This is a genomic window from Streptomyces sp. NPDC088387 (genome assembly GCF_044753385.1).
In the GTDB taxonomy this organism is placed as follows: Bacteria; Actinomycetota; Actinomycetes; order Streptomycetales; family Streptomycetaceae; genus Streptomyces.
Map to the genome: position 1 here is coordinate 443,042 of NZ_JBIVNC010000005.1, position 19,916 is coordinate 462,957.

The 19,916-nt window shown below is 72.1% G+C and carries 18 protein-coding genes; 5 read left to right on the top strand and 13 right to left on the bottom strand.

Annotated elements, in window-relative coordinates:
* Nucleotides 1-2 precede the first annotated feature (2 nt).
* The 3 genes from ACIQAC_RS16640 to ACIQAC_RS16650 all read right to left on the bottom strand — a co-directional run bounded on the left by ACIQAC_RS16640 (nt 3) and on the right by ACIQAC_RS16650 (nt 2,306).
* On the bottom strand, nt 3-653 hold the full coding sequence (locus ACIQAC_RS16640; protein WP_402191499.1) for a hypothetical protein: 651 nt from the start codon (nt 651-653) through the stop codon (nt 3-5).
* Nucleotides 643-1,080 (bottom strand): hypothetical protein, encoded by a 438-nt coding sequence (locus tag ACIQAC_RS16645; RefSeq protein ID WP_402191501.1) that lies wholly within the window; start codon nt 1,078-1,080, stop codon nt 643-645. The genes ACIQAC_RS16640 and ACIQAC_RS16645 overlap by 11 nt, the downstream gene beginning before the upstream one ends.
* Nucleotides 1,081-1,148: 68 nt before the next feature.
* A complete protein-coding gene (locus ACIQAC_RS16650; RefSeq protein WP_402191503.1) occupies nt 1,149-2,306 on the bottom strand; it encodes a PP2C family protein-serine/threonine phosphatase in 1,158 nt (385 codons plus the stop codon).
* Between the two features lie 252 nt (nt 2,307-2,558).
* On the opposite strand from ACIQAC_RS16650, the gene ACIQAC_RS16655 reads away from it, so the two are divergent.
* The gene (locus tag ACIQAC_RS16655) at nt 2,559-3,008 is read left to right on the top strand and encodes an ATP-binding protein (RefSeq protein ID WP_402191506.1); all 450 of its coding nucleotides are present in this window, start codon (nt 2,559-2,561) and stop codon (nt 3,006-3,008) included.
* Nucleotides 3,009-3,035: 27 nt separating this feature from the next.
* On the opposite strand, the gene ACIQAC_RS16660 is transcribed toward ACIQAC_RS16655, so the two are convergent.
* Both ACIQAC_RS16660 and ACIQAC_RS16665 read right to left on the bottom strand, forming a co-directional pair.
* A complete protein-coding gene (locus tag ACIQAC_RS16660) occupies nt 3,036-4,232 on the bottom strand; it encodes a PP2C family protein-serine/threonine phosphatase (RefSeq protein WP_402191508.1) in 1,197 nt (398 codons plus the stop codon).
* Nucleotides 4,229-5,806: an ATP-binding protein gene (locus tag ACIQAC_RS16665; RefSeq protein ID WP_402191510.1), complete on the bottom strand. Its 1,578-nt coding sequence runs from the start codon at nt 5,804-5,806 to the stop codon at nt 4,229-4,231. The genes ACIQAC_RS16660 and ACIQAC_RS16665 overlap by 4 nt, the downstream gene beginning before the upstream one ends.
* Nucleotides 5,807-5,965: 159 nt before the next feature.
* Here ACIQAC_RS16665 and ACIQAC_RS16670 point away from each other — a divergent pair, with 159 nt between their 5' ends.
* Both ACIQAC_RS16670 and ACIQAC_RS16675 read left to right on the top strand, forming a co-directional pair.
* The gene (locus ACIQAC_RS16670) at nt 5,966-6,331 is read left to right on the top strand and encodes a hypothetical protein (RefSeq protein ID WP_402191512.1); all 366 of its coding nucleotides are present in this window, start codon (nt 5,966-5,968) and stop codon (nt 6,329-6,331) included.
* Nucleotides 6,332-6,334: 3 nt separating this feature from the next.
* On the top strand, nt 6,335-6,775 hold the full coding sequence (locus tag ACIQAC_RS16675) for a response regulator (protein WP_402191514.1): 441 nt from the start codon (nt 6,335-6,337) through the stop codon (nt 6,773-6,775).
* A gap of 77 nt (nt 6,776-6,852) precedes the next feature.
* Here ACIQAC_RS16675 and ACIQAC_RS16680 read toward each other — a convergent pair whose 3' ends face one another.
* A complete protein-coding gene (locus tag ACIQAC_RS16680) occupies nt 6,853-7,710 on the bottom strand; it encodes an RNA polymerase sigma factor SigF (protein WP_402191517.1) in 858 nt (285 codons plus the stop codon).
* Between the two features lie 225 nt (nt 7,711-7,935).
* Between ACIQAC_RS16680 and dps the strand changes: the two genes are divergently transcribed.
* Nucleotides 7,936-8,499: a DNA starvation/stationary phase protection protein Dps gene (dps, locus tag ACIQAC_RS16685; protein WP_402191519.1), complete on the top strand. Its 564-nt coding sequence runs from the start codon at nt 7,936-7,938 to the stop codon at nt 8,497-8,499.
* 18 nt (nt 8,500-8,517) lie between these two features.
* Here dps and ACIQAC_RS16690 read toward each other — a convergent pair whose 3' ends face one another.
* The 5 genes from ACIQAC_RS16690 to ACIQAC_RS16710 form a co-directional block, all read right to left on the bottom strand.
* Nucleotides 8,518-10,035, bottom strand: a complete 1,518-nt coding sequence (locus ACIQAC_RS16690; RefSeq protein ID WP_402191522.1) for an SDR family oxidoreductase — start codon at nt 10,033-10,035, stop codon at nt 8,518-8,520.
* 75 nt (nt 10,036-10,110) lie between these two features.
* Nucleotides 10,111-10,779 carry a response regulator gene (locus ACIQAC_RS16695; protein ID WP_402191523.1) on the bottom strand — a complete coding sequence of 223 codons (669 nt, stop codon included), beginning with the start codon at nt 10,777-10,779 and terminating at the stop codon, nt 10,111-10,113.
* Nucleotides 10,776-12,134, bottom strand: a complete 1,359-nt coding sequence (locus ACIQAC_RS16700) for a sensor histidine kinase (RefSeq protein WP_402191525.1) — start codon at nt 12,132-12,134, stop codon at nt 10,776-10,778. The genes ACIQAC_RS16695 and ACIQAC_RS16700 overlap by 4 nt, the downstream gene beginning before the upstream one ends.
* A gap of 23 nt (nt 12,135-12,157) precedes the next feature.
* Entirely contained in the window at nt 12,158-12,991 is an 834-nt protein-coding gene (locus ACIQAC_RS16705) for an ABC transporter permease (RefSeq protein WP_402191772.1), read from the bottom strand.
* Nucleotides 12,991-13,920, bottom strand: coding sequence for an ABC transporter ATP-binding protein (locus tag ACIQAC_RS16710; RefSeq protein ID WP_402191527.1), 930 nt, complete (start codon nt 13,918-13,920; stop codon nt 12,991-12,993). The genes ACIQAC_RS16705 and ACIQAC_RS16710 overlap by 1 nt, the downstream gene beginning before the upstream one ends.
* A 258-nt stretch (nt 13,921-14,178) precedes the next feature.
* Between ACIQAC_RS16710 and ACIQAC_RS16715 the strand changes: the two genes are divergently transcribed.
* Nucleotides 14,179-16,149, top strand: coding sequence for a potassium transporter Kup (locus ACIQAC_RS16715; protein ID WP_402191529.1), 1,971 nt, complete (start codon nt 14,179-14,181; stop codon nt 16,147-16,149).
* Nucleotides 16,150-16,181: 32 nt separating this feature from the next.
* Here the strand turns inward: ACIQAC_RS16715 and ACIQAC_RS16720 are convergent, their stop codons facing one another.
* Complete coding sequence (locus ACIQAC_RS16720) at nt 16,182-17,648, bottom strand: WGR domain-containing protein (protein ID WP_402191531.1); 1,467 nt, start codon at nt 17,646-17,648, stop codon at nt 16,182-16,184.
* 104 nt (nt 17,649-17,752) lie between these two features.
* Entirely contained in the window at nt 17,753-19,570 is a 1,818-nt protein-coding gene (locus tag ACIQAC_RS16725) for an ABC transporter ATP-binding protein (protein WP_402191534.1), read from the bottom strand.
* Nucleotides 19,571-19,916 lie beyond the last annotated feature (346 nt).

A 19,916-nucleotide genomic window follows, 5' to 3' on the forward strand; every position in this document is an offset into this window, starting at 1 on the left:
CGTCAGTTCCCCCCGGAGTCACCCTGCTGCTGCTCGGCGCGCTCCTCCGGAGAGGGTCCGAAGGTGTCGTCCAGCGCCTGGTCCCACTCGTCGTCGGAGATGCCCAGCGCCTGGTTGAGCAGCTCGGAGCGCTGACCGCCCTGGCCCTCCGTCAGTACGGTGCGGCCGGTGTCCTTCCACGTCTGCGCCATGTCCTGCCCGGCCTGGTCGAACGACTCGGCGCTCCAGTCGGGGTTCAGGTAGTCGGGTGTGGCGATGTCGCCCCAGCTCTGCTTGGCGATGTCCTCCTCGCCGGCGTGCGGATTGCCGCCCAGCAGGGAGTTGGCGCCCACCTTGAGGGTGCCCGCCACATACTGGTCGTGCTCCCACTGGGTGCCGGCCGCGAGGCCGAGCCGGTTCGCGAGCTCACTGGCGTCCCGGACGAGGGCGCGTACACCCCACTCCCAGCGTTCGCAGAAGTCCTCGAAGTCGACCGAGAGGCCGTGGTGTCCGGCCTCCATGCCGGTCATCGCCAGCTCCGAGAAGCCCTTTCCCATCACCGAGCCGGTGGCGCCGCCGAGTTCACCGAGCTGGTCGATGATCGCGCCGACGCCCTGGGTGAACTTGGCGACCGACGCCTTGTCGAGCTGAAGATCCGCGCCGTCACCGGCCATGGCGTTCCTCCCCTGGATGTCCTGCGTCCTCGGCCTGTCCGGTGTCGACGGCGACCGCGTCCGGGACGATGCCGGTGACCGGCGGGAAGAACATGGAGCCGTCCTCGGTGGCGATGTCCACGGCGAGCCCGGCGGGTTCGCCGAGCGCCGGCACGATCTCGTCGACGATGCGCGCGCCGAGCAGCGCCGCGTAGTCCATGGCCCGGTCGCGCGGCCCGTGGTGCAGGGCGAACGCGGCCAGCGCCGCCTCGTCCGTGAACCCGCAGATCCAGCGCACCCCGCCCGAACGCACCGACCACAGGCCGCCGTCGGCCACCGGCACCAGCAGCAGCGCGCGGCGCATCTCCCCCACCAGGGCACGGGGGTCGTCGTCCCCCCGTCTGCGCCGGGCAATGCGCTCGGCGAGCGCGGTCCGCGGCTCCGGCACGGTCCCTCCCAGGTCCTGTTCGACTCATGGCACCGTAGATCAGGACGCGCCGGAGGGCGAGGGCGGTTCTACGAAGGTCCTGTCGAGGACCCGTAGGGTGCGCGCCGGACGGCGAGGACCGCGATGTCGTCCTCCTGGCCGCCCCTGGTGAAGTCGCGCACGTCGTCGACGAGCCAGCGGGTCAGCCGGTCGGCCGTGATGTCGCCGCGGTGGCCCAGGCGCGCCTGGAGTGGATAGAAGGCGCCGGCGGGCGAGCGGGCCTCGGTCAGGCCGTCGGTGCACAGCAGCAGCGTGGCCCCGTCCGGGAAGGGGAACCAGGCGACGGTGCGCGGTTCGTCGACCAGCGCCGCCAGTCCGAGCGGCACCTGCTCCTCCTCGGCGGCGACCTCGGTGACGGCGCCGTCATGGAGGAGGTACGGCGGGATGTGGCCGCAGACGACCAGCTGGGCCTCGTCGCCCTCGTCCACCGCGACGACCAGCGCGGTGACGAAGCGTTCCGGCTCGTCGCGCTGGTCCGCGTAGGCGTTGTGGCGGACGACCGCCGCCTCCAGCGCGTCGACGAGCGCGGTGAGCGTCGGCTCGCGGTGGGCCGCCTCACGGAAGGCGCCGACCACGTCGATGGCCGCGCCGATCGCGCTGAGCCCCTTGCCCTGGACGTCGCCGATCAGCATCCGGGTGCCCCAGGGGGTGGCCGCGACCTCGTAGATGTCGCCGCCGACGAGTTCGTCCCGCTGGAGCGGCTGGTAGACGCCGTCCACCAGGACGTCGTCGGTGACCACGGGCAGCGGGCGCAGGATCTGCCGCTGCATCGCGACCGCGGAGGACCGCAGCCGCACGAACTCGCGCTCGCGCCGGATCCGTACCCGGGCGCCGAGGACCGCCATGGCGCACAGTCCGGCGGCGAACAGGGCCAGGACGACCCGGTCGGCCACCGAGTCCGCGGACCGGAAGACCGCCGGCACGATGACGCAGCCGCTCGCCCAGGCGGAGACCAGCGCCGTCTGCCGCGGAGTGCACAGCGCCGCGGCGAAGGCCGGCAGGAACACCAGCAGCCCCAGGAAGACCACGGCGGTCCCGGTCAGCAGCCCCAGCGCCACCACCACGGTCGTGGCGAGGACCGTCGCGAGCACGACGTCCCGGGTGTCGGGGGTACGGATGGACGCGCCACCGTCTCCGTCCGGGAAACGGTGCGCCGGGACAACCAGCGCGCGAAGCGAACGGAACATACGCTCACCCAACCACTTCGCGCCCCAGTGACGGCCCGACTGCGAGCGTGTTCGGAGAACGGGCGGGGCCGGGAAGCGGGCGGGGGCGGTGGATTCACCCGGCGGGCGGCGGGCTCGGAACCGGGGGGTTCACGGGGGCGTCGTGTTCGTGGAGCGGACGTGTTCATGAAAGGGGCGACACCGGGTAGACGAGTGGACACGGCAGCTACACCAGGTGATGCAGAGGCTAGGAACAACCACGGGATCACGTTTATGGTCACCCCGCTCAGCAAGCAGACACCGGCCCGCCCGCTCCGCTCGGCACCCGGGCGGTACAGCGCCGTCTGGGACTCCACGGACGGCCGGATCGCCGACGCCCGGCACGCGGTACGCACGTTGCTGGCCCAGGCGGGGCACCACCCCGACCACCGGCCGAGCCAGGACGCCCAGCTCGTCGTGAGCGAACTGGTCACCAACGCCGTACGGCACGCGCCCGGACCCGGCAGTCTCCTCCTGGAGGTGACGCCCGACGGCAGCCGGCTGCGGATCGCGGTCCGCGACAGCTCGCCCGAACCCCCGCGGCTCCAGCCGGCCGACCCGCAGCGCGTCGGCGGGCACGGCTTCCGGCTCGTCGGCCGGCTCTGCGAGCAGCTGCACATCATTGTGCTGGGGGCCGGCAAGCAGGTCGTCGCCCACCTCCGCCTCGGCGAGCCCGGGACCTGACCGGCTCTCCCCTCGGCGCTTCCCGGGTCACGGCCGGCGCGCGGCCGCCGGACGCACCGTGTTCCAGTCCAGGCGCAGGACCGCGAGGTCGTCGGTGTGGCGGTCCGCGTTGAGCGCGCGGGTGCGGGCGATGAGCTGGTCGAGATGGGTGCCGGGCTCGGACGCGCGCAGGGTGTCGATGATGTCCAGCAGTCCCTCGACGCCGAGCCGGGTGCCCGTGCCGTCCGCGAACCCCTCGATCAGGCCGTCGGTGTAGGCGATGAGCGCGCCCTCGGGCGGCAGGGCCAGCTTGGTGGCTGGCCAGCTGCCCAGGCCGGGCGCGATACCCAGGGCCATGCCGTGGGCGGCGTCGACCTGGCGGGTGCCGTCGGCGGTGCTGACGAGCGGCTCGTGGTGACCGGCAAGGTGCAGGGTGAGGGTGCCGGCCTGCGGGTCCAGGGTGATCAGGGTGCAGGTGGTGAACAGGTCACTGCCCGCCCGTTCGGCTATGTGGATCTGCTCCAGCAGATGGAGCAGGTGCTGGTCGCGGTGGCCGCCGAGGGTGAGGGCGCGCCAGGCGATACGGAGGCAGACGCCGAGCGCGGCGGCGTCGGGGCCGTGGCCGCTGACGTCTCCTATGATCGCGTGGACCTGGCCGTCGTCGGTCTGGACGACGTCGAGGAAGTCGCCGCCGAGCAGGGCCTGCGCGCGTCCGGGGTAGTAGCGGCTGGACGCGGTGACGGCGGTGGAGAACAGCAGCGGCTCGGGCAGCAGCCCGCGCTCCAGGCGCGCGTTCTCCTCGGCGCGCAGCCGGCCGATCTGGAGGGCCGCGTTGGCGCGTTCGGCCTGCTTGCGCTGGACCGCGTAGCGGACGGCCCGCTGCATCAGCTCGGGATCGACCTTGCCCTTGATCAGGTAGTCCTGGGCGCCGGCGGCGAGCGCGTCGACACCGGCGCGCGGTTCGTCGAGGCCGGTCAGCACGATGATCGCGGCGTGGGTGCCCGCCTGGATGGCCTGGACCGTCTCCACTCCGCTGGCGTCGGGCAGATGCAGGTCGAGCAGCACACAGGCAACGGATCCCGCCGCCAGCGCCCGGCGTGCCTCGGCCGCCGTGCGGCACCGCGTCAGGGTGTGCGGCAGGTCGGTCTCGTCGAGGAGTTCCTCGACGAGAAGCGCGTCCCCGTCGTCGTCCTCGACGAGAAGCACGTCGTACTGCTCGGCCTGGCCTGCGACAGGAGCGGTCACGGCTGTCTCTCTTCGTCCGGGGCCGTCGGCACGGCCGCGAGGGCGGGCAGGGTGAGGACGATGCGGGTGCCGAGCACGTAGTCGGGGTCGATCCGGATGCCGCCGCCGTGGAACTCGGCGACCTTCCGGCACATCGCGAGGCCGATGCCGGTGCCCGGATAGGCGTCCTTGGTGTGCAGGCGCTGGAAGAGGACGAAGACCTTCTCCTGGAACTCCCGCGCGATGCCGATGCCGTTGTCGGCGACGGCGAACTCCCACATCCCGTCGTCGCACAGGGCGCTGACGTGGACGTGCGGAGTCCGGTCGGGGCTGCGGAACTTGATCGCGTTGGACAGCAGGTTCTGCCACAGCATGCCCAGTTGGGTGGGGTCTCCGACGACGGTGGGCAGCGGGTCGTGGGTGATCTCGGCGCCGGTCTCCTCGACGCTCAGGCTGAGATCGCCGAGCACCCTGCCGAACACCTTCTCCAGGTTGACCGTCTGGTGTTCGTTGTGGACGCGGCCGACCCGGGAGAAGGCGAGCAGGTCGTTGATGAGGATCTGCATCCGGTTGGCGCCGTCGACGGCGAACCCGATGTACTGGTCGGCCTTGTCGTCCAGTTGCCCGCCGTAGCGGCGCTGGAGGAGCTGGGTGAAGCTGGAGACCTTGCGCAGCGGCTCCTGGAGGTCGTGCGAGGCGACGTAGGCGAACTGCTCCAGTTCGGTGTTGGACCGCTTCAGGTCCTCGGCCTGCTCGTCGAGGAGCGCACGGGTCTCCTCGCTGAGCCGCAGTTCCTCCACCATGCGCAGCCGCATGGACTCCACGTCGGCGGCGAGCCGGCGCAGGTCGGCGGGGCCGGAGCTTTCGATGGAGCGCTCGAAACGGCCCTGCGCGACGTCGCGGGCGGACTCGCCGAGCCGGCTGAGCGGGCCGGTGACCCCACGGCGCAGGCCCTCGAAGACCAGCGCCGCGACCAGCAGGATGACGATCGCGATGACGGAGAACATCCAGTTCCGCAGGGTCGTGGCCTGCCGCAGTTCCCGGGTGGCGGCGGTGCGTTCGTCCTCCAGGTGGGCCTGCTGGCCGGTCATCGACCGCCGCAGCGCGTCGAAGTCCGCCTTGCCGGCCTCGGTGCGCGCCTCGCTGATCCGCGGGGCCTCCGCGGGGGAGGCGGCCGCGATGGGCCGGGCCGTCCGCTCCTGCCAGGCGGTGGCGCGTTCCTCCACCTCGGCCAGGTCGGCGCGGGCCTCGGCGTCGGCGCCGATCAGGGGGCGCAGCCGCCCGAGCGCCACCTTCTCGTCGGCCACACCCTGGGTGTACGGCCGCAGGTAGTCGCGGTCGCCGGACAGTCCGTAGCCGCGGATCCCGGTCTCCTGGTTGACCAGGGACTCCTCCACCCGGATCGCCTCGATCAGCGCCGGAGAGTGCCGGTCGACCAGCGAGTCGGTGATCTGCGTGGTACGCCACATCGCCCAGCCGCCCAGCGAACCGAGCACCGCCAGGACGACCAGCGTTCCGGCGACGCCCACCCGCAGCCAGCGACGGGTCGTCCAACCGGCGAACCCGCCCGGGGTGCTCGACGGTTTCCCTGTCATCGCGGTGACTTCTCTCCTTGACGTGCCGTCCTTGCCGCGCGGTGCCGTACTGCCCCGCGGTGCCGCGCGACCTCGTTGTTCCGCGCGGGCAGGCACACAGTACCCACGGCGTGACAACACATGTTGTCCTCGTCCGGATCGGAACCCTAGAGTGGCCGCATGTCTGATCCCCCACCCGGTTCGCGCGCTTCGAGCGAGGATACGGCCGTGCTGATGACCGAGGTGGTGGAGGAACTGACCAGGCGCCTCGCACGGCGGAACGGCCGCCCGCCGGAGCCCGCCGACCGGGCCGACGAGTCCCGCGGGTACGCTCTGGAGCGTCTGCGGGTGCTCACCCACATCAAGCAGGCCGTCCGGCGCCTGGAGGACCAGGCCGCCCACGCCGCCGCGCAGAACGGCGCCGGCTACCCCGAGATCGGTCAGGCGGTCGGTATGAGCAGACAGGGGGCCCGGCGCCGCTGGCCCGGTCTGACCGCCAACAGCACATTCCACCCGGCCCATCGCCCCACACACCGGAGCTCGTGAATCATGGCTGCCGCCGCAACCCGCCCGTACGACGTGCTGCTGGTCGAGGACGACATCGCCGACGCGATGCTCATCCAGGACGCACTGAGCGAGCGCGGTACGCGCAACCTCACCCAGGTCTCCGACGGCATCGAGGCGCTGGAGTACCTGCGCGACCCGGACAACGCGCGACCCGATCTCATCGTGCTCGACCTCAACATGCCGCGGATGAACGGGCGTGAGTTCCTCGCCGTGGTGAAGGAGGACGCCGAGCTGCGTACGATCCCGGTCGTTGTGCTGACCACGTCCGCGGCCCCCGACGACGTCACCGGCGCCTACCACCACCACGCCAACGCGTATGTCACCAAGCCGGTCAACCTGGAGGAGTTCGAGGCTGCGGTCCGCAGTATCGACGTCTTCTACCTCGACATCGCGGTGAAGCCCCCGCGGGAACAGGGTCATTGATCACCGACGGAGGGCGGCGCGACCCCGTCGAGGGTCACGCCGCCCGTCACTGACCGTCCGCACCGGCTGTCGCCCTGTCACTGCGTGGTGAGCATCCCCGCGCGCAGGCGGGCCAGCAGGCGCGAGATCAGCCGCGAGACATGCATCTGGGAGACGCCGAGCCGCTCGCCTATCTGGGCCTGGGTCAGCTCCTCCACGAAACGCCAGTGGATGATCTTCCGCTCGCGCTCGTCGAGTTCGGCGAGCATCGGGGCGAGGGTGTGGAAGTCCTCGATCAGGCCGAGGGCGGCGTCCTCGTTGCCGATGAAGTCCGCCAGCGCGGACTCGCCGTCCTCGCTGCTGTTGATGGCCGCGTCCAGGGAGGCCGACTTGTAGCCGTTGGAGGCGAGTTGGGCCTCGACGACCTCCTTCTCCGGGAGGCTCATCAGCTCGGCGAGCTCGCTGGTCGTGGGGCTCCGGCCCAGCCGGCCGCGCAGCTCCTCGTTGGCGCGGGCGAGCTGCACCCGTGCCTCCTGGAGGCGCCGCGGCACGTGCACGGCCCAGGTGGTGTCCCGGAAGAACCGCTTGATCTCGCCCACGATGTAGGGAATGGCGAAGGAGGTGAACTCCACCTCTCGGGTCAGCTCGAACCGGTCGATCGCCTTGATCAGTCCGATCATGCCGACCTGGACGATGTCCTCCATGTCCTCGGGGCCGCGGCTGCGGAACCGGCCGGCCGCGTAGCGGACCAGGGACATGTTCATCTCGATCAGTGTGTTGCGCGCGTCCTGGTATTCGGGCGTGCCCTCCTCCAGCGTCATCAGCTGGTCGAAGAACAGCTTCGACAGTTCCCGTGCGTCCTTCGGCGCGACCCGCGACGGGTCCGCGATCTCCGGAGTGTCCACCGTCCGCTCGGCGGTGGTCGTTTCAGCGGTGTGCACGGTCGTCGTGACCATCACGCGCCCCTCCCGGTCTTTCGGCGTCGGTCGCCGGTCAGGTGCCCGGCGGTCCGCCGGTCCTGTGTCCGGCGAGCGACCGAGTGCCCCCGCATCCGGAAGACAATCCTCGAAATCACCACGGACTTGCCGGAGATCTTCTGACGGTACCGGCCATGACTGCCCGGGCCGGACCGGGGCAGCCGTGCAGGTGCAGCCAATACTCCCCACAAACCGAGGTGAACCATGACGAAGGATCTGACCCCGAAGTACACGGTGCCCGGCATCGAGCGCGAGGCGGCCGGCCGGCTGATCGGTCTGCTCGGCCTCCGCCTGCACGCGCTCAACGATCTGCACCTGACCCTCAAGCACGTGCACTGGAACGTGGTCGGGCCGCACTTCATCGCCGTCCACGAGATGATCGACCCGCAGGTCGACCGGGTCCGTGAGATGGCCGACGACGTCGCGGAACGCATCGCCGCGCTCGGTGGTGTGGCGTACGGGACGCCGGGTGCCCTGGTGGCCGGGCGCACGTGGGACGACTACTCGATCGGCCGGGCCGACGCGATCGCCCACCTCGGCGCGCTGGACCTCGTGTACACGGGGGTGAACGAGGCGGTCCGCGCCGCGATCAAGGAGGCGGGCGACATCGACGCCGCCACGGAGGATCTGCTCATCGAGCAGCTGCGCGACCTGGAGCAGTTCCAGTGGTTCGTGCGGGCCCACCTGGAGAGCGCGGGCGGCACCCTGGCCACCGACCGGGCCCGGACGGAGGAGGAAGCCGCCGCCAAGGGAGCCGAACTGGGCTGATGCCGGCGCCGGCGCGGCTCACCCCGGGGGCCGCGTACGTTCGGCCGCGCGGACGATGTTGCGGGCCATTCCGCCGAAGACGACCGCGTGGAACGGCGACACGCTCCACCAGTACAGATGGCCGAGGAGCCCGCGCGGGTGGAACAGGGCCCGCTGCCGGTAGCGGGTGCCGCCGGTCCCGTCCTCGTCGACGTACATCTCCAGCCAGGCCAGGCCGGGCAGCCGCATCTCGGCGCGCAGCCGCAGCAGCCGGCCGCGTTCGAGCTCCTCGACCCGCCAGAAGTCCAGCGAGTCGCCCACCCGCAGCCGCCGCGCGTCCCGGCGTCCCCGGCGCAGGCCCACCCCGCCGGCCAGCCGGTCGAGCCAGCCGCGTACGGCCCAGGCGAGCGGGAACGAGTACCAGCCGTTCTCGCCGCCGATGCCCTCGACCACGTCCCACAGCGCGTCCGGTGCCACCTCGGCACGGCGTTCGCGCACGTCGCTGTAGAGGCTGCCGCCGGCCCAGTCGGGGTCGGTGGGCAGCGGGTCGCTGGGCGCGCCCGGCACCGAGGCGGACGACCAGCGGGTGGCGACGCCCGCGTCCCGCACCCGCTGGAGCGCGAGATCAACGGCCCGGTCGAACCCGATCGGGTGACCGGGCGGGTTCGGCACGTACTCCTCGATGTCCCGCTCCCGGCACACCACCTCGTGGCGCAGCGACTCCGTCAGCGGGCGCGCGATGGCGGCCGGAACCGGGGTGACCAGGCCGACCCAGTGGCTGGACAGGCCGGGGGTGAGGACCGGGACGGGGACGATGAGCCGTCGGGGCAGCCCGGCGACGGCGGCGTACCGCCGCATCATCTCGACGTACGTCAGTACCTCGGGGCCGCCGATGTCGAAGGCGCGGCTGACGTCGGAGGGCAGGGCGGCGGCGCCGACCAGGAGTCGCAGCACGTCCCGTACGGCGATCGGCTGGATCCGGGTGTGCACCCAGCGGGGGGTGACCATGACCGGCAGCCGCTCGGTGAGGTAGCGCAGCATCTCGAAGCTCGCGGAGCCGGAGCCGATGATGACGGCGGCCCGCAGCACGGTCGTCGGCACACCGGAGGCGAGCAGGATCCGGCCCACCTCGGCGCGGGAGCGCAGGTGCGGTGACAGCTCCCGCTCGGGTACGCCGGGCGGGGTCAGCCCGCCGAGGTAGACCAGGCGGCCGACGCCGGCCCGCTGTGCCTGTTCGCCGAAGATCCGGGCCGCCTCCCGGTCGGTGCGCTCGAAGTCGCGGCCGGTGCCGAGCGCGTGCACGAGGTAGTGGGCGACGTCTACGCCCTCCATGGCCGCGGCCATGGAAGCGGCGTCGGTCACGTCGCCCCGTACGGTCTCGACCTGTCCGGCCCACGGCTGGTCCCGCAGTTTCTCGGGCGACCGGGCGAGACAGCGCACCCGGTACCCGGCCTCCAGCAGCTCCGGCACCAGCCGCCCGCCGATGTACCCACTGGCACCGGTCACCAGACAGACCCCGGATCCGCCGCTTTCGACCACGTCGTCCACCTCACTCACCCGCCCGCGTACTTCCGTCTCCCCCACCGTGTCGCGAATACGCGGGGAATGCGCCTTGGGGGCCGGCTCGCGAGGTCACGGCTTGGCTCTGACCAGGCCGACGTCGTACGCCATGATCACGGCGTGGATGCGGTCGCGGGCGCCGATCTTGGCGACCACGCGGCCGACGTGCTTCTTGACGGTGGACTCGGTGAGGAAGAGGTGCTCGGCGATCTCCGAGTTCGTCAGTCCCCGGGCGACGGCGACCAGGACCTCGCGTTCGCGGTCGCTGAGGGTTTGCAGCCGGGGATCGTCCGGGCCGGGCGCGTCGGCCGGCGCGAGGACCTGGTGGGCGTAGGCGTCGAGCAGACGGCGGGTGAGCCGGGGGGCGACGACGGCGTCACCGGTGGCGACCGCGCGGATGCCGGCGACGAGCTCCTCGGGGCGGGCGTCCTTGAGCAGGAAGCCGCTGGCTCCGGCCCGCAGGCCCTCGTAGGCGTACTCGTCGAGGTCGAAGGTGGTCACGATGAGGACGCGGGTGCGGCCGCCCGCGGCGATGACCCGGCGGGTGGCCTCCAGGCCGTCCATGCCGGGCATCCGGATGTCCATGAGGACGACGTCGGGGCGGAGTTCGGCGGCCATCCGGACGGCCTCGGCGCCGTGCTCGGCCTCACCGGCCACGTCCAGGCCGGGAGTCCCCTCGATGAGCATGCGCACGCCCATCCGCTGGAGGGGCTGGTCGTCGGCGATGAGCACGGTGGTCATGGCAGCTGTTCTCCCGGCGGTACGTCGAGCAGGACGTCCACGGTCCAGCCGTGGCCCTTGTCGGCCGGGCCGAGGACGACGGTCCCGCCGTACATGGCGGCCCGCTGGCGGATGCCGACGAGGCCGTGGCCGTGGCGGCCGTCGGTGCCGCCCGGCCTCGCGGGCACGGGTGCCCCCGGCGGCGTACCGGTGTCGGTGATCCGGATCCGTACCTGTCCCGCCTCCTCGGCCTCGATGGTGACCTCGGCGGACGTGCCGACGCCCGCGTGTTTGAGGGTGTTGGTGAGGGACTCCTGGACCACGCGGTACACGGTGAGCTGCACACCGCCGCCCAGGGCGTCGAGATTGCCCACGGTCCGGTAGGTCACGGCCACTCCGGCCGTGCGCACCCGCGCGACGAGGGGGTCCAGGTCCCGGATCCCGGGCTGCGGGCCGAGCAGCCGTTCACCCTGCTGTTCCTCGCGCAGTACACCGAGGACGCGGCGCAGCTCGCTCATGGCCTGGCGGCCGGTGTCGCCGAGCACCCGCAGCGCGTCGGCGGACCGCTCGCCCCGGTTGGCGGCGAGGGTCGCGGCGCCGTCGGCGACGCTGACGATGACCGAGAGGTTGTGGCCGACGATGTCGTGCATCTCGCGGGCGACCCGGGAGCGCTCGGCGGCGGCGGTGAGCCGGACGCGCTGTTCCTGCTCGATCTCCACCCGTCTGGCCCGGTCCTCCAGCGCCGCCAGGTACATCCCCAGGATCCGCAGGGCCAGGCCGATGGCTACGGCCGCCGCCGTGGTGGCCAGCAGGAAGAAGCCGCCGATCATGGGGTGGTCCGGCCTGCCGGGAGACACCACCAGGGCGGCCACCAGCAGGGTGCCGGAGGCCAGCGTGACGGCCCAGCCGAGCACCCGCAGGGACCCGTAGCGGGCCATGGTGTAGAGGGCGACGAGCCAGGCCATCCCGGTGGGGAGCCACACGCCCAGCGACCACTGCACGACGGACATGCCCGCGATCACGAGGAACGTGACCGTCGGTGCCTTGCGGCGCCACCACAGCGGAGCGAGCTGCGAGGCGGCCAGCAGGACCAGGACGACGGTCGGCAGCTGGGCGCCGGGTTCGGTGTCGCCGAAGGGGGACGACGGGGTCGAGTCGTTGCGCAGCAGGCTGGGCAGGGACATCAGCACGATGAACGCCATCACGGCGGTGTCGAACAGCCACGGGTGCCGGCCGAACAGCCACGACCGGCGCCTGCGGTCGTCCAGCAGCCGGTCCAGGAACGGGTGCGCCCACGTGGCGTCGAAGCCGGGGAGCGGTGTCTGTGCCGCTCCCCGGCCGGTGCCCGTGGCGGCTGCCGCGCTGTGCGGACTCATGACCACCATTGTCCCGTACCCGGTCAGGCGTCGGTGCGGACGAGGCGGTAGGCCGCCCCTGCGAGGGCCAGCGCCACCCAGCCGGCGAACACGGCGAGCCCGGCTCCGGGCGAGAGGGTGTCGGCGGACTGCTCCAGGGCGTAGACCGCCTGTCCCGCGGTGCTGGGGAAGTACGGGCTGAGGGTGTCGTACAGCGAGTCGGGCAGCAGGGAGGCCAGTCCGGGCAGGATCAGCAGGATGCCGACCAGGGTCGCGATGGCCCCGGCGGAGGAGCGGATCGCCATGCCCAGGACCACACCGAACACGGCGACCAGGGCGAGGTAGACACCGGCGCCGGCCAGGCTGCGCAGCACGCCCTCGTCGCCCAGGGAGAGCGAGATCGTCGTGCCGTCCAGACCCGGTGCGCCGAGCACGAACGCGGCCAGGACACCCAGACCGGTGAGGACCAGGACGACGGGCGCGATCACGGCGGTCTTGGCCCACAGGACCGGCAGCCGGCGCGGGACCGCGGTGAGCGTGGAGCGGATCATGCCGGTGCTGTACTCGCCGGCGGAGAGCAGCACACCGAGCACGCCGACGGCGAGCGAACCGAAGGTCACGCCGGTCAGGGCCAGGCTCACGGCGTCGGTGCCGCCCTCGGCGCCGAGCGGTCCGCCCCGGTCCCCGCCCCCGTCGGGACTGTAGGTGTGGGCGGCGATCGCCCCGAAGAGGACGATCAGGAACACGGCGACGGCCAGGGTGATCCAGCTGGAGCGCAGGGTCCAGAACTTGGCCCACTCCGAGCGCACGACACGCGGGCCGGTGACCTTGCGCACGATCGTGCGGGCCGGGAGCGTCGAGAAGTCGGTGACGGTCATCATGCGGCCTTTCGGGCGGTGTTGGCCGGCGCGCTCTGGTACTCGACGGCGTCCCGGGTGAGGTCCATGAACGCCTCCTCCAGGGAGACGGCATGCGGGGTGAGTTCGTGGAGCACCACCCCGTTCTGGGCGGCGACGGCGCCGATCTCCCGGGCCCCGCGGCCGTGGACCATGAGTTCGCCGGTGGCGGAGGAGGTGATGGTGACGTCGGGGCCGACCAGCAGGGAGCGCAGCCGGGCGGTGTCGTCGGCGGCGACCTTGACGCCGCCGCTGCCGGCGTCCCTGGTGAAGTCGTCGACGGTGGTGTCGGCGAGCAGCCGGCCGCGTCCGATGATCACCAGATGGTCGGCGATCTGGGCGGTCTCGCTCATCAGGTGCGAGGAGAGCATCACGGCGCGGCCCTCGTCGGCCAGCTGCCGCAGGAGGTTGCGCACCCACAGCACACCCTCGGGGTCCAGGCCGTTGACCGGTTCGTCGAGCATCACGATCGCCGGATCCCCGAGCAGGGCCGCGGCGATGCCGAGCCGCTGGCCCATACCGAGGGAGAAGGCGCCGACGCGTTTGCCGGCCACGCTGGTCAGTCCGGCCAGTTCGATGACCTCGTCGACCCGGCTGCGGGCGATGCCGTGGGTGTACGCGAGCGCCATCAGGTGATGGAACGCGGTACGCCCGGGATGGACGGACTTGGCCTCCAGGAGGCTGCCGATCTCGTGCAGCGGCGCCGCGTGTCCCGCGTAGCGGCGGCCGTTGACGATGACGGTGCCGCCGCTGGGCGCGTCCAGGCCGACGACCATCCGCATGGTCGTGGACTTGCCCGCGCCGTTGGGCCCGAGGAAGCCGGTCACCTCGCCCGGTTTGACGGTGAAGCTGAGATTGTCGACGACTGTCTTGTCCCCGTACCGCTTGGTCAACTGCCGTGCCTCGATCATGGGCGCCCTTTCCCGCGTGGGACGTGTGGATCCCGGCCGCGGATCGGCCGCCGTCCCTGCCTTCGACACTAGGAGCGGGCGGGGCCCGGACCGTGGGCCCGGGGGACAGTCCTGAACGGCCGACTGGTCCCGCGGGACCAGTCGGTGACGGCTGCCGAAACGAAACGGCACCCTTGCCGACGGTTGGCGGGCGGCATGGGTATCGTCCGCCTCGATGTCCCGGCCCGCGCTCGGCGGCCGGCACCGAGGAGGAGCACCATGGCCGACCGCCGGCAGGGAACCACGTCGGACGAGCCGCCCGCGTCACCGGCGCGGGAGGCCCGCCGCGCGGGGACACGGGACGCGGTGCGGCTGGCCGTTGTCGTCGGTGCGCTCGGTGTGGTCTTCGGCGACATCGGCACCAGCCCGATCTACACCCTCCAGACCGTGTTCAACCCCGAGGACCCGCACCCCGTCCCGGTCACCACGGACAACGTGTTCGGCGTGGTCTCGCTGGTCTTCTGGTCGGTCATGATCATCGTCACGGTGACCTACGTCCTGCTCGCCATGCGCGCCGACAACGACGGCGAGGGCGGCATCATGGCCCTGATCACCCTGCTGCGGAGGTGGAGCGGGGAGCGCGGGCGGCGCGGGGCCATGGTGCTGGCCGCCGTGGGCATCTTCGGCGCGTCGCTGTTCTTCGGCGACAGCATGATCACTCCGGCGATCTCGGTGCTGTCCGCGGTCGAGGGACTCAAGGTCGTGGAGCCGTCGCTGGGCGACGCGGTCGTGCCCATCACCGCGGTGATCATCGTGCTGCTGTTCCTGGTGCAGCGCAGGGGCACCGCGGCGGTGGGCCGGGTGTTCGGGCCGGTCATGATCGTGTGGTTCGTCACCATCGGCACGTGCGGCGTCGTCGGCATCACCGACCACCCGGACATCCTGGAGGCGCTGTCACCGACGTACGCGCTGGGCTTCCTCTTCGGCCACTGGGGCACCGCCTTCTTCGCGCTCGCCGCGATCGTGCTGGCGGTCACCGGTGCCGAGGCGCTCTACGCCGACATGGGGCACTTCGGCCGCCGGGCCATCACCCGCGGCTGGCTGCTGCTCGTCCTGCCCGCCTGCGTCCTGAGCTACCTGGGGCAGGGCGCGCTGATCCTCGACGACCCGGCCAACATCAGCAGCCCGTTCTTCCTGCTCGTGCCCGACTGGGGGCGCTGGCCGATGGTCATCCTCGCGACGGCGGCGACCGTGATCGCCTCCCAGGCCGTGATCACCGGCGCGTACTCGGTCGCCTCCCAGGCGGCCCAGCTGGGCTATCTGCCGCGGCTGCGCATCGCGCACACCTCCGCGTCCACCTTCGGCCAGATCTACGTCCCGTGGATCAACTGGCTCCTGATGGTCTCGGTCCTCACCCTCGTCTTCGCCTTCCGCTCCTCCGCGGAACTGGCCTACGCCTTCGGCATGGCGGTCACCGGCACCATCACCATCACCACCCTTCTCTTCCTCTACGTCGCCCGCGCCAAGTGGGGCACCCCCCGCTGGCTGCTCGCGCTCGGCGGAGGCGTACTGCTCTGTGTGGACCTGCTGTTCGTGGGTGCCAACCTGACCAAGCTGGTGCACGGCGCGTGGCTGCCGCTGCTGATCGGCCTCACCGCGTTCACCGTCATGACGACCTGGCAGCGCGGCCGGGAGCTGGTCACCGAGCAACGGGCCCGCGCCGAGGGGTCGTTGCCCGAGTTCGTCGACGAGCTCCGCAGCGGCGAGGCGCCCACGCTCCGGGTCCCCGGCACGGCCGTCTTCCTGAACCGGGGCAAGGAGACCGTGCCGCTGGCCATGCGGGCCAACGTCCGGCACAACCACGTCCGGCACGAGCACGTCGTGATCGTCGCCCTGCACATCGATCCGGTGCCCCGCGTCCCGGCCGACCAGCGGGTCGTCGTGGACGAGCTCGGCTACGGCGACGACGGGATCATCCATGTCACCGCCCGGTTCGGCTACATGGAGAAGCCGGACGTCCCCGGAGCGCTGGCCCTGCTCGACCCGGCCCGGACCGAGGGGCCGCTCCGTCTCGACGAGGCGTCCTACTTCCTGTCGAAGATCGAACTCCGGCGCGGAGAGGCCCACACGATGGCGCCCTGGCGCAAGCGGCTGTTCATCGCCACCTCGTACATCACGGCCGACGCGGCCGAGCACTTCAGCCTGCCTCGGGAGCGCACGGTCATCATGGGCTCACACATGGAGGTGTAGCCCCGCCACGGCGACCGTCACCGTCCCCGGGGTCACACCAGTCGTCTGATCTCCCCGCGCACGCGGTAGAAGCCGCCCGACGAGGAGTGCAGCGCGTCCACCACATAGCGGGCGCCGGGCCGGCGGATCGCCCGCGGGAACTGGACGTTCCACTCCGGCTCGTAGCCCTCGGAGAGCACCCGCACCCGCACCCGGCCGCCCTGCTCGAAGCACTCCACGACCACTCCGCCCCCGGCCGCGGGGACGGCGTCGACCGTGGCGACGGCGGCGGCGGTGGTCAGCGGCGCGTACGTGGGCAGGGCGGCCGCCAGCTTGATGTCCGCCGCGACCGGGACGGTGCCCGACTGGGCCGCGTTGATCGCCGCCTCGCTCGCGTCGACGCAGGCGAGTGAGCCGTCGGTGGTGACGAGGTACAGCTTCTCGTCGCGGTACTGCATGGAGAGCGCCGAGCCGCATCCGGTGCCGAGCTTCCACAGCCGGGTGCCGTCGGCGGTGAAGCAGTAGACGGAGGACGAGGAGTCGCCCGCGAAGACGTACCGCCCGCCGGGGGACGTGGCGCAGGAGTAGACGGCGGCGTCGCACTCGTACGAGGCCTCGACGCTGCCGGTGGACTTGGCGAGCCGCTGGACGACCCGCCGCCCGGTCCCGGCGTAGACCGCGTCCTCCTCCTGCCAGCCGAAGAGCACGTTGCCCCCGGTCGGGGTGTGCCAGAGCTGGCGGCTGCCGTCCGCCGCGTAGGCCGTCACGCCCCGGCTGTGTCCGTGGTAGACGGCGCGGTCGTCGGCGCGCACCATCCACCCCTGCTCCCCCGAGGAGTTGCGCGACCACTGGAGCTCGTCCTCGTGGTCGATGACCGTCAGATTGCCGTGGTGGTCGGAGACGTTGAGCACGCCCGCGTGGATGTCGAGCCAGAAGATGTCGACCTCGGCCGCAATGTCGTAGGCCGCGAACGGCACCTTCGCCGACAGGTCGTACACCCGGCCGTCGTCACAGCCCGCGTAGATCCAGAAGTCGTCCGCCACCAGGCACTTCACGCCGTCGGGCAGGGAGTAGTGGGCCAGCACCTCGCCGTCGTGGCTCAGGTTGTAGACACCGCCGTCCTGGTTGCCGACCCAGCAGCGGTCCTCGTCCACATGGATGCCGAACGCGGCCGCGCCCGTACGGAACCGCCACAGCACGGGGGCGGTCGCCCGCGCCGTGGACGGGGCGGACGTCACCTGACGACGCGTCACGGGGCGGGCCGCGCGCTGCCCCCGGACGGCGGGCGCGTACCCCTTGCGCACCTTCTCGGCTATCTTCTTCGCCGCTGCCGCCTGTGCCCGCTCGGCCGTCGGGAAGTCGGAGGTCTGGTGCTGCCCGTCCACACCGATCCGTCCGTACCGCACGGAGACGGTGGTCCCCTCGACGGTGACCTCGTAGAACTTGTGGGCACCGCCGCTCTCCTGGGACAGCTCCAGATACGTCGTGTTCCCCGACTGTCGTGCCTGCGCAGTGGACACGGCACACCCCTCCCCAAAGGCCGGTCGGCCGCTGCGGCCGATCTCCAGTGACTCCAAACTAGCGGCCACCACTGACATCGCCGCCCGGGCGTCCTGCGCACGGATCATTCCGACCCATTCGTTTCGCTGACGCCTTGTCCTTCCCGCCATGCGGACCACAAGGTGGCGTACACGCCGCCGGCGGCGACCAGTTCGGTGTGGGTCCCCGTCTCGGTGATACGGCCCTGATTCATCACGACGATCCGGTCGCAGGCCGCGGCCTGGGAGAGCCGGTGAGCGACCACGAGGGCCGTGCGGCCGGCGAGGACGGCGTCGGCGGCCCGGTCGAGTCGGCCGGCATGGGTGGAGCCGGCCTCGGCGGTCGCCTCGTCGAGGATCGCCAACTCGGGGTCGGTGAGCAGCAGACGGGCAAGTGCGAGCTGCTGTGCCTGGGCGTCGGTGAGCGGATGCCCGCCGGCACCCAGCAGGGTGTCCAGCCGGTCGGGGACGAGATCGAGGATCACCGTGGTGCCGGTGGCCTCCAGCGCCGCATGGATGTCACGGTCGGTGGCGCCGGGGGCGGCGAGGGTGAGGTTCTCGCGCAACGTCCCCGCGAACACATGGGTTTCCTGCGTGATCACGGCGGTGTGGGCGGGGCGGGTCACCGTCCCGGTGCCGGGTCGGTGGATGCCGGCGATCACGGCGGCGAGTGTGGTCTTGCCTGCTCCGGAGGCGCCGACGACGGCAACGCGCTGACCGGTGGGGATGTCGAGGGTGATGCCGTCGAGCACGCGGGGGCCGTCCCCGTAGCGGAACGAGACGTCGCGGAGCCGGACGCCGCCGCCTGTCCCCGGCCCCGGCCCGTTTTCGGTGTCGGCGTCGGCGTCGGGCAGGGTGGTGACGCCGATCATGCGGTTCAGGGACACGGCGGCCGACTGGACGGTGTCGATGACGAACAGCACCTGGTTGACCGGCCCGAGCAGCCGCAGCACAAGCAGCATCGCGGTGGTGGCCCCGCCGGCCGTGGAGGTCCCGGCGTCGATGAGGACGAAGCCCACGACGAGGACGGCGGCGAGACTCAGGCATTCGCCGAGGTTCAGGCGCGCGGTGAACATGCTCTGCACCGTGCGGGCCCGCAACGCCTGGATCGCGACGGCCCAGGAGGCGGCCAGCAGGGCGCGGTGGCGTTGTTCGCCGAGTCCGAAACCGAGCACGGTGGTGTAGCCCCGCTGGGACTCGACGATCTGCTGGGCACGCGCGCTCATCGCCGTCCGCTCGGCACCGTAGACGCCCGGTCCGGTACGCAGGTACCAGCGCATGGTCAGCACGTAGAGCGGCAGTACGACGGCGAACGCGGCCGCGTACGGCCACTCCAGCGCCGCCAGCCCGCCCAGCGACACGACGATGGTGAACGCCGCGACGGTGAGCACGCCGATCACCGCCGGGGCGGCGTCGGCCACGGCGGTGACGTCGTCACTGGACCGGGAGATCAGGTCGCCGGTGCCGGCGCGTTCCACTCGGTGCTGAGGCAGCGTCAGGGCCCGGGCGACCAGGCGTTCGCGCAGCCCGGCGAGGATCGTGTGGTAGAGCCGGGTGCCCATGACGATCGTCGCCGCGGTGCCGGCGCTGCCGAGGACGGCCGAGACCGCCATGACGGCGGTGACGGCCAGTACGGTGCCGAGGTCGGCGGTGCCTGCCTGGGCCCGGTCGATGAGGACCCCGATCGCGACCGGTCCGATCAGATTGACGGCGGTGCCGGCGATACCCAGCACCACCACGGCGGTGAGCCGGAGCCGGTGGCCGTGGCTGAGCCGCCACAGCTCACGGGCCGTTTCCCGCCCGGTCGCGACGGGCAGGGGCTGCGGGACGGCGACGGCGGTTCTGGCTATTACGCCGGTCTCGGGCGCGGGGCCTGTCACTGGCGCGGGGCTGGTCTCGGGCACGGGGCTGGTCCCGAGCGCGGAGCCTGTCCCGGGCGCGGGGCCGGTCTCGGGTGCTTGGCCTGTCCCGGGTGCTTGGCCTGTCTTGGTCACGGGGCCTGTCTTGGTCGCTGAGCTTGTTTTCGTCACGGGGCCTGGCTCGGGCACTGAGCCCGTCGTCGTCGCGGGGTCCGGCTCGGGCGCAGGGCCCGTCCTCGTCACAGGGGCCAGCTCTGGCACGCGGCCCGGCTCGGCCATTGAGCCCGTCGGCGTCACGGGGTCCGGCTCGGGCGCAGGGCCCGTCCTCGTCACAGGGGCCGGCTCTGGCACGCGGCCCGGCGCGGGCACTGAGCCCGTCGGCGTCACATGG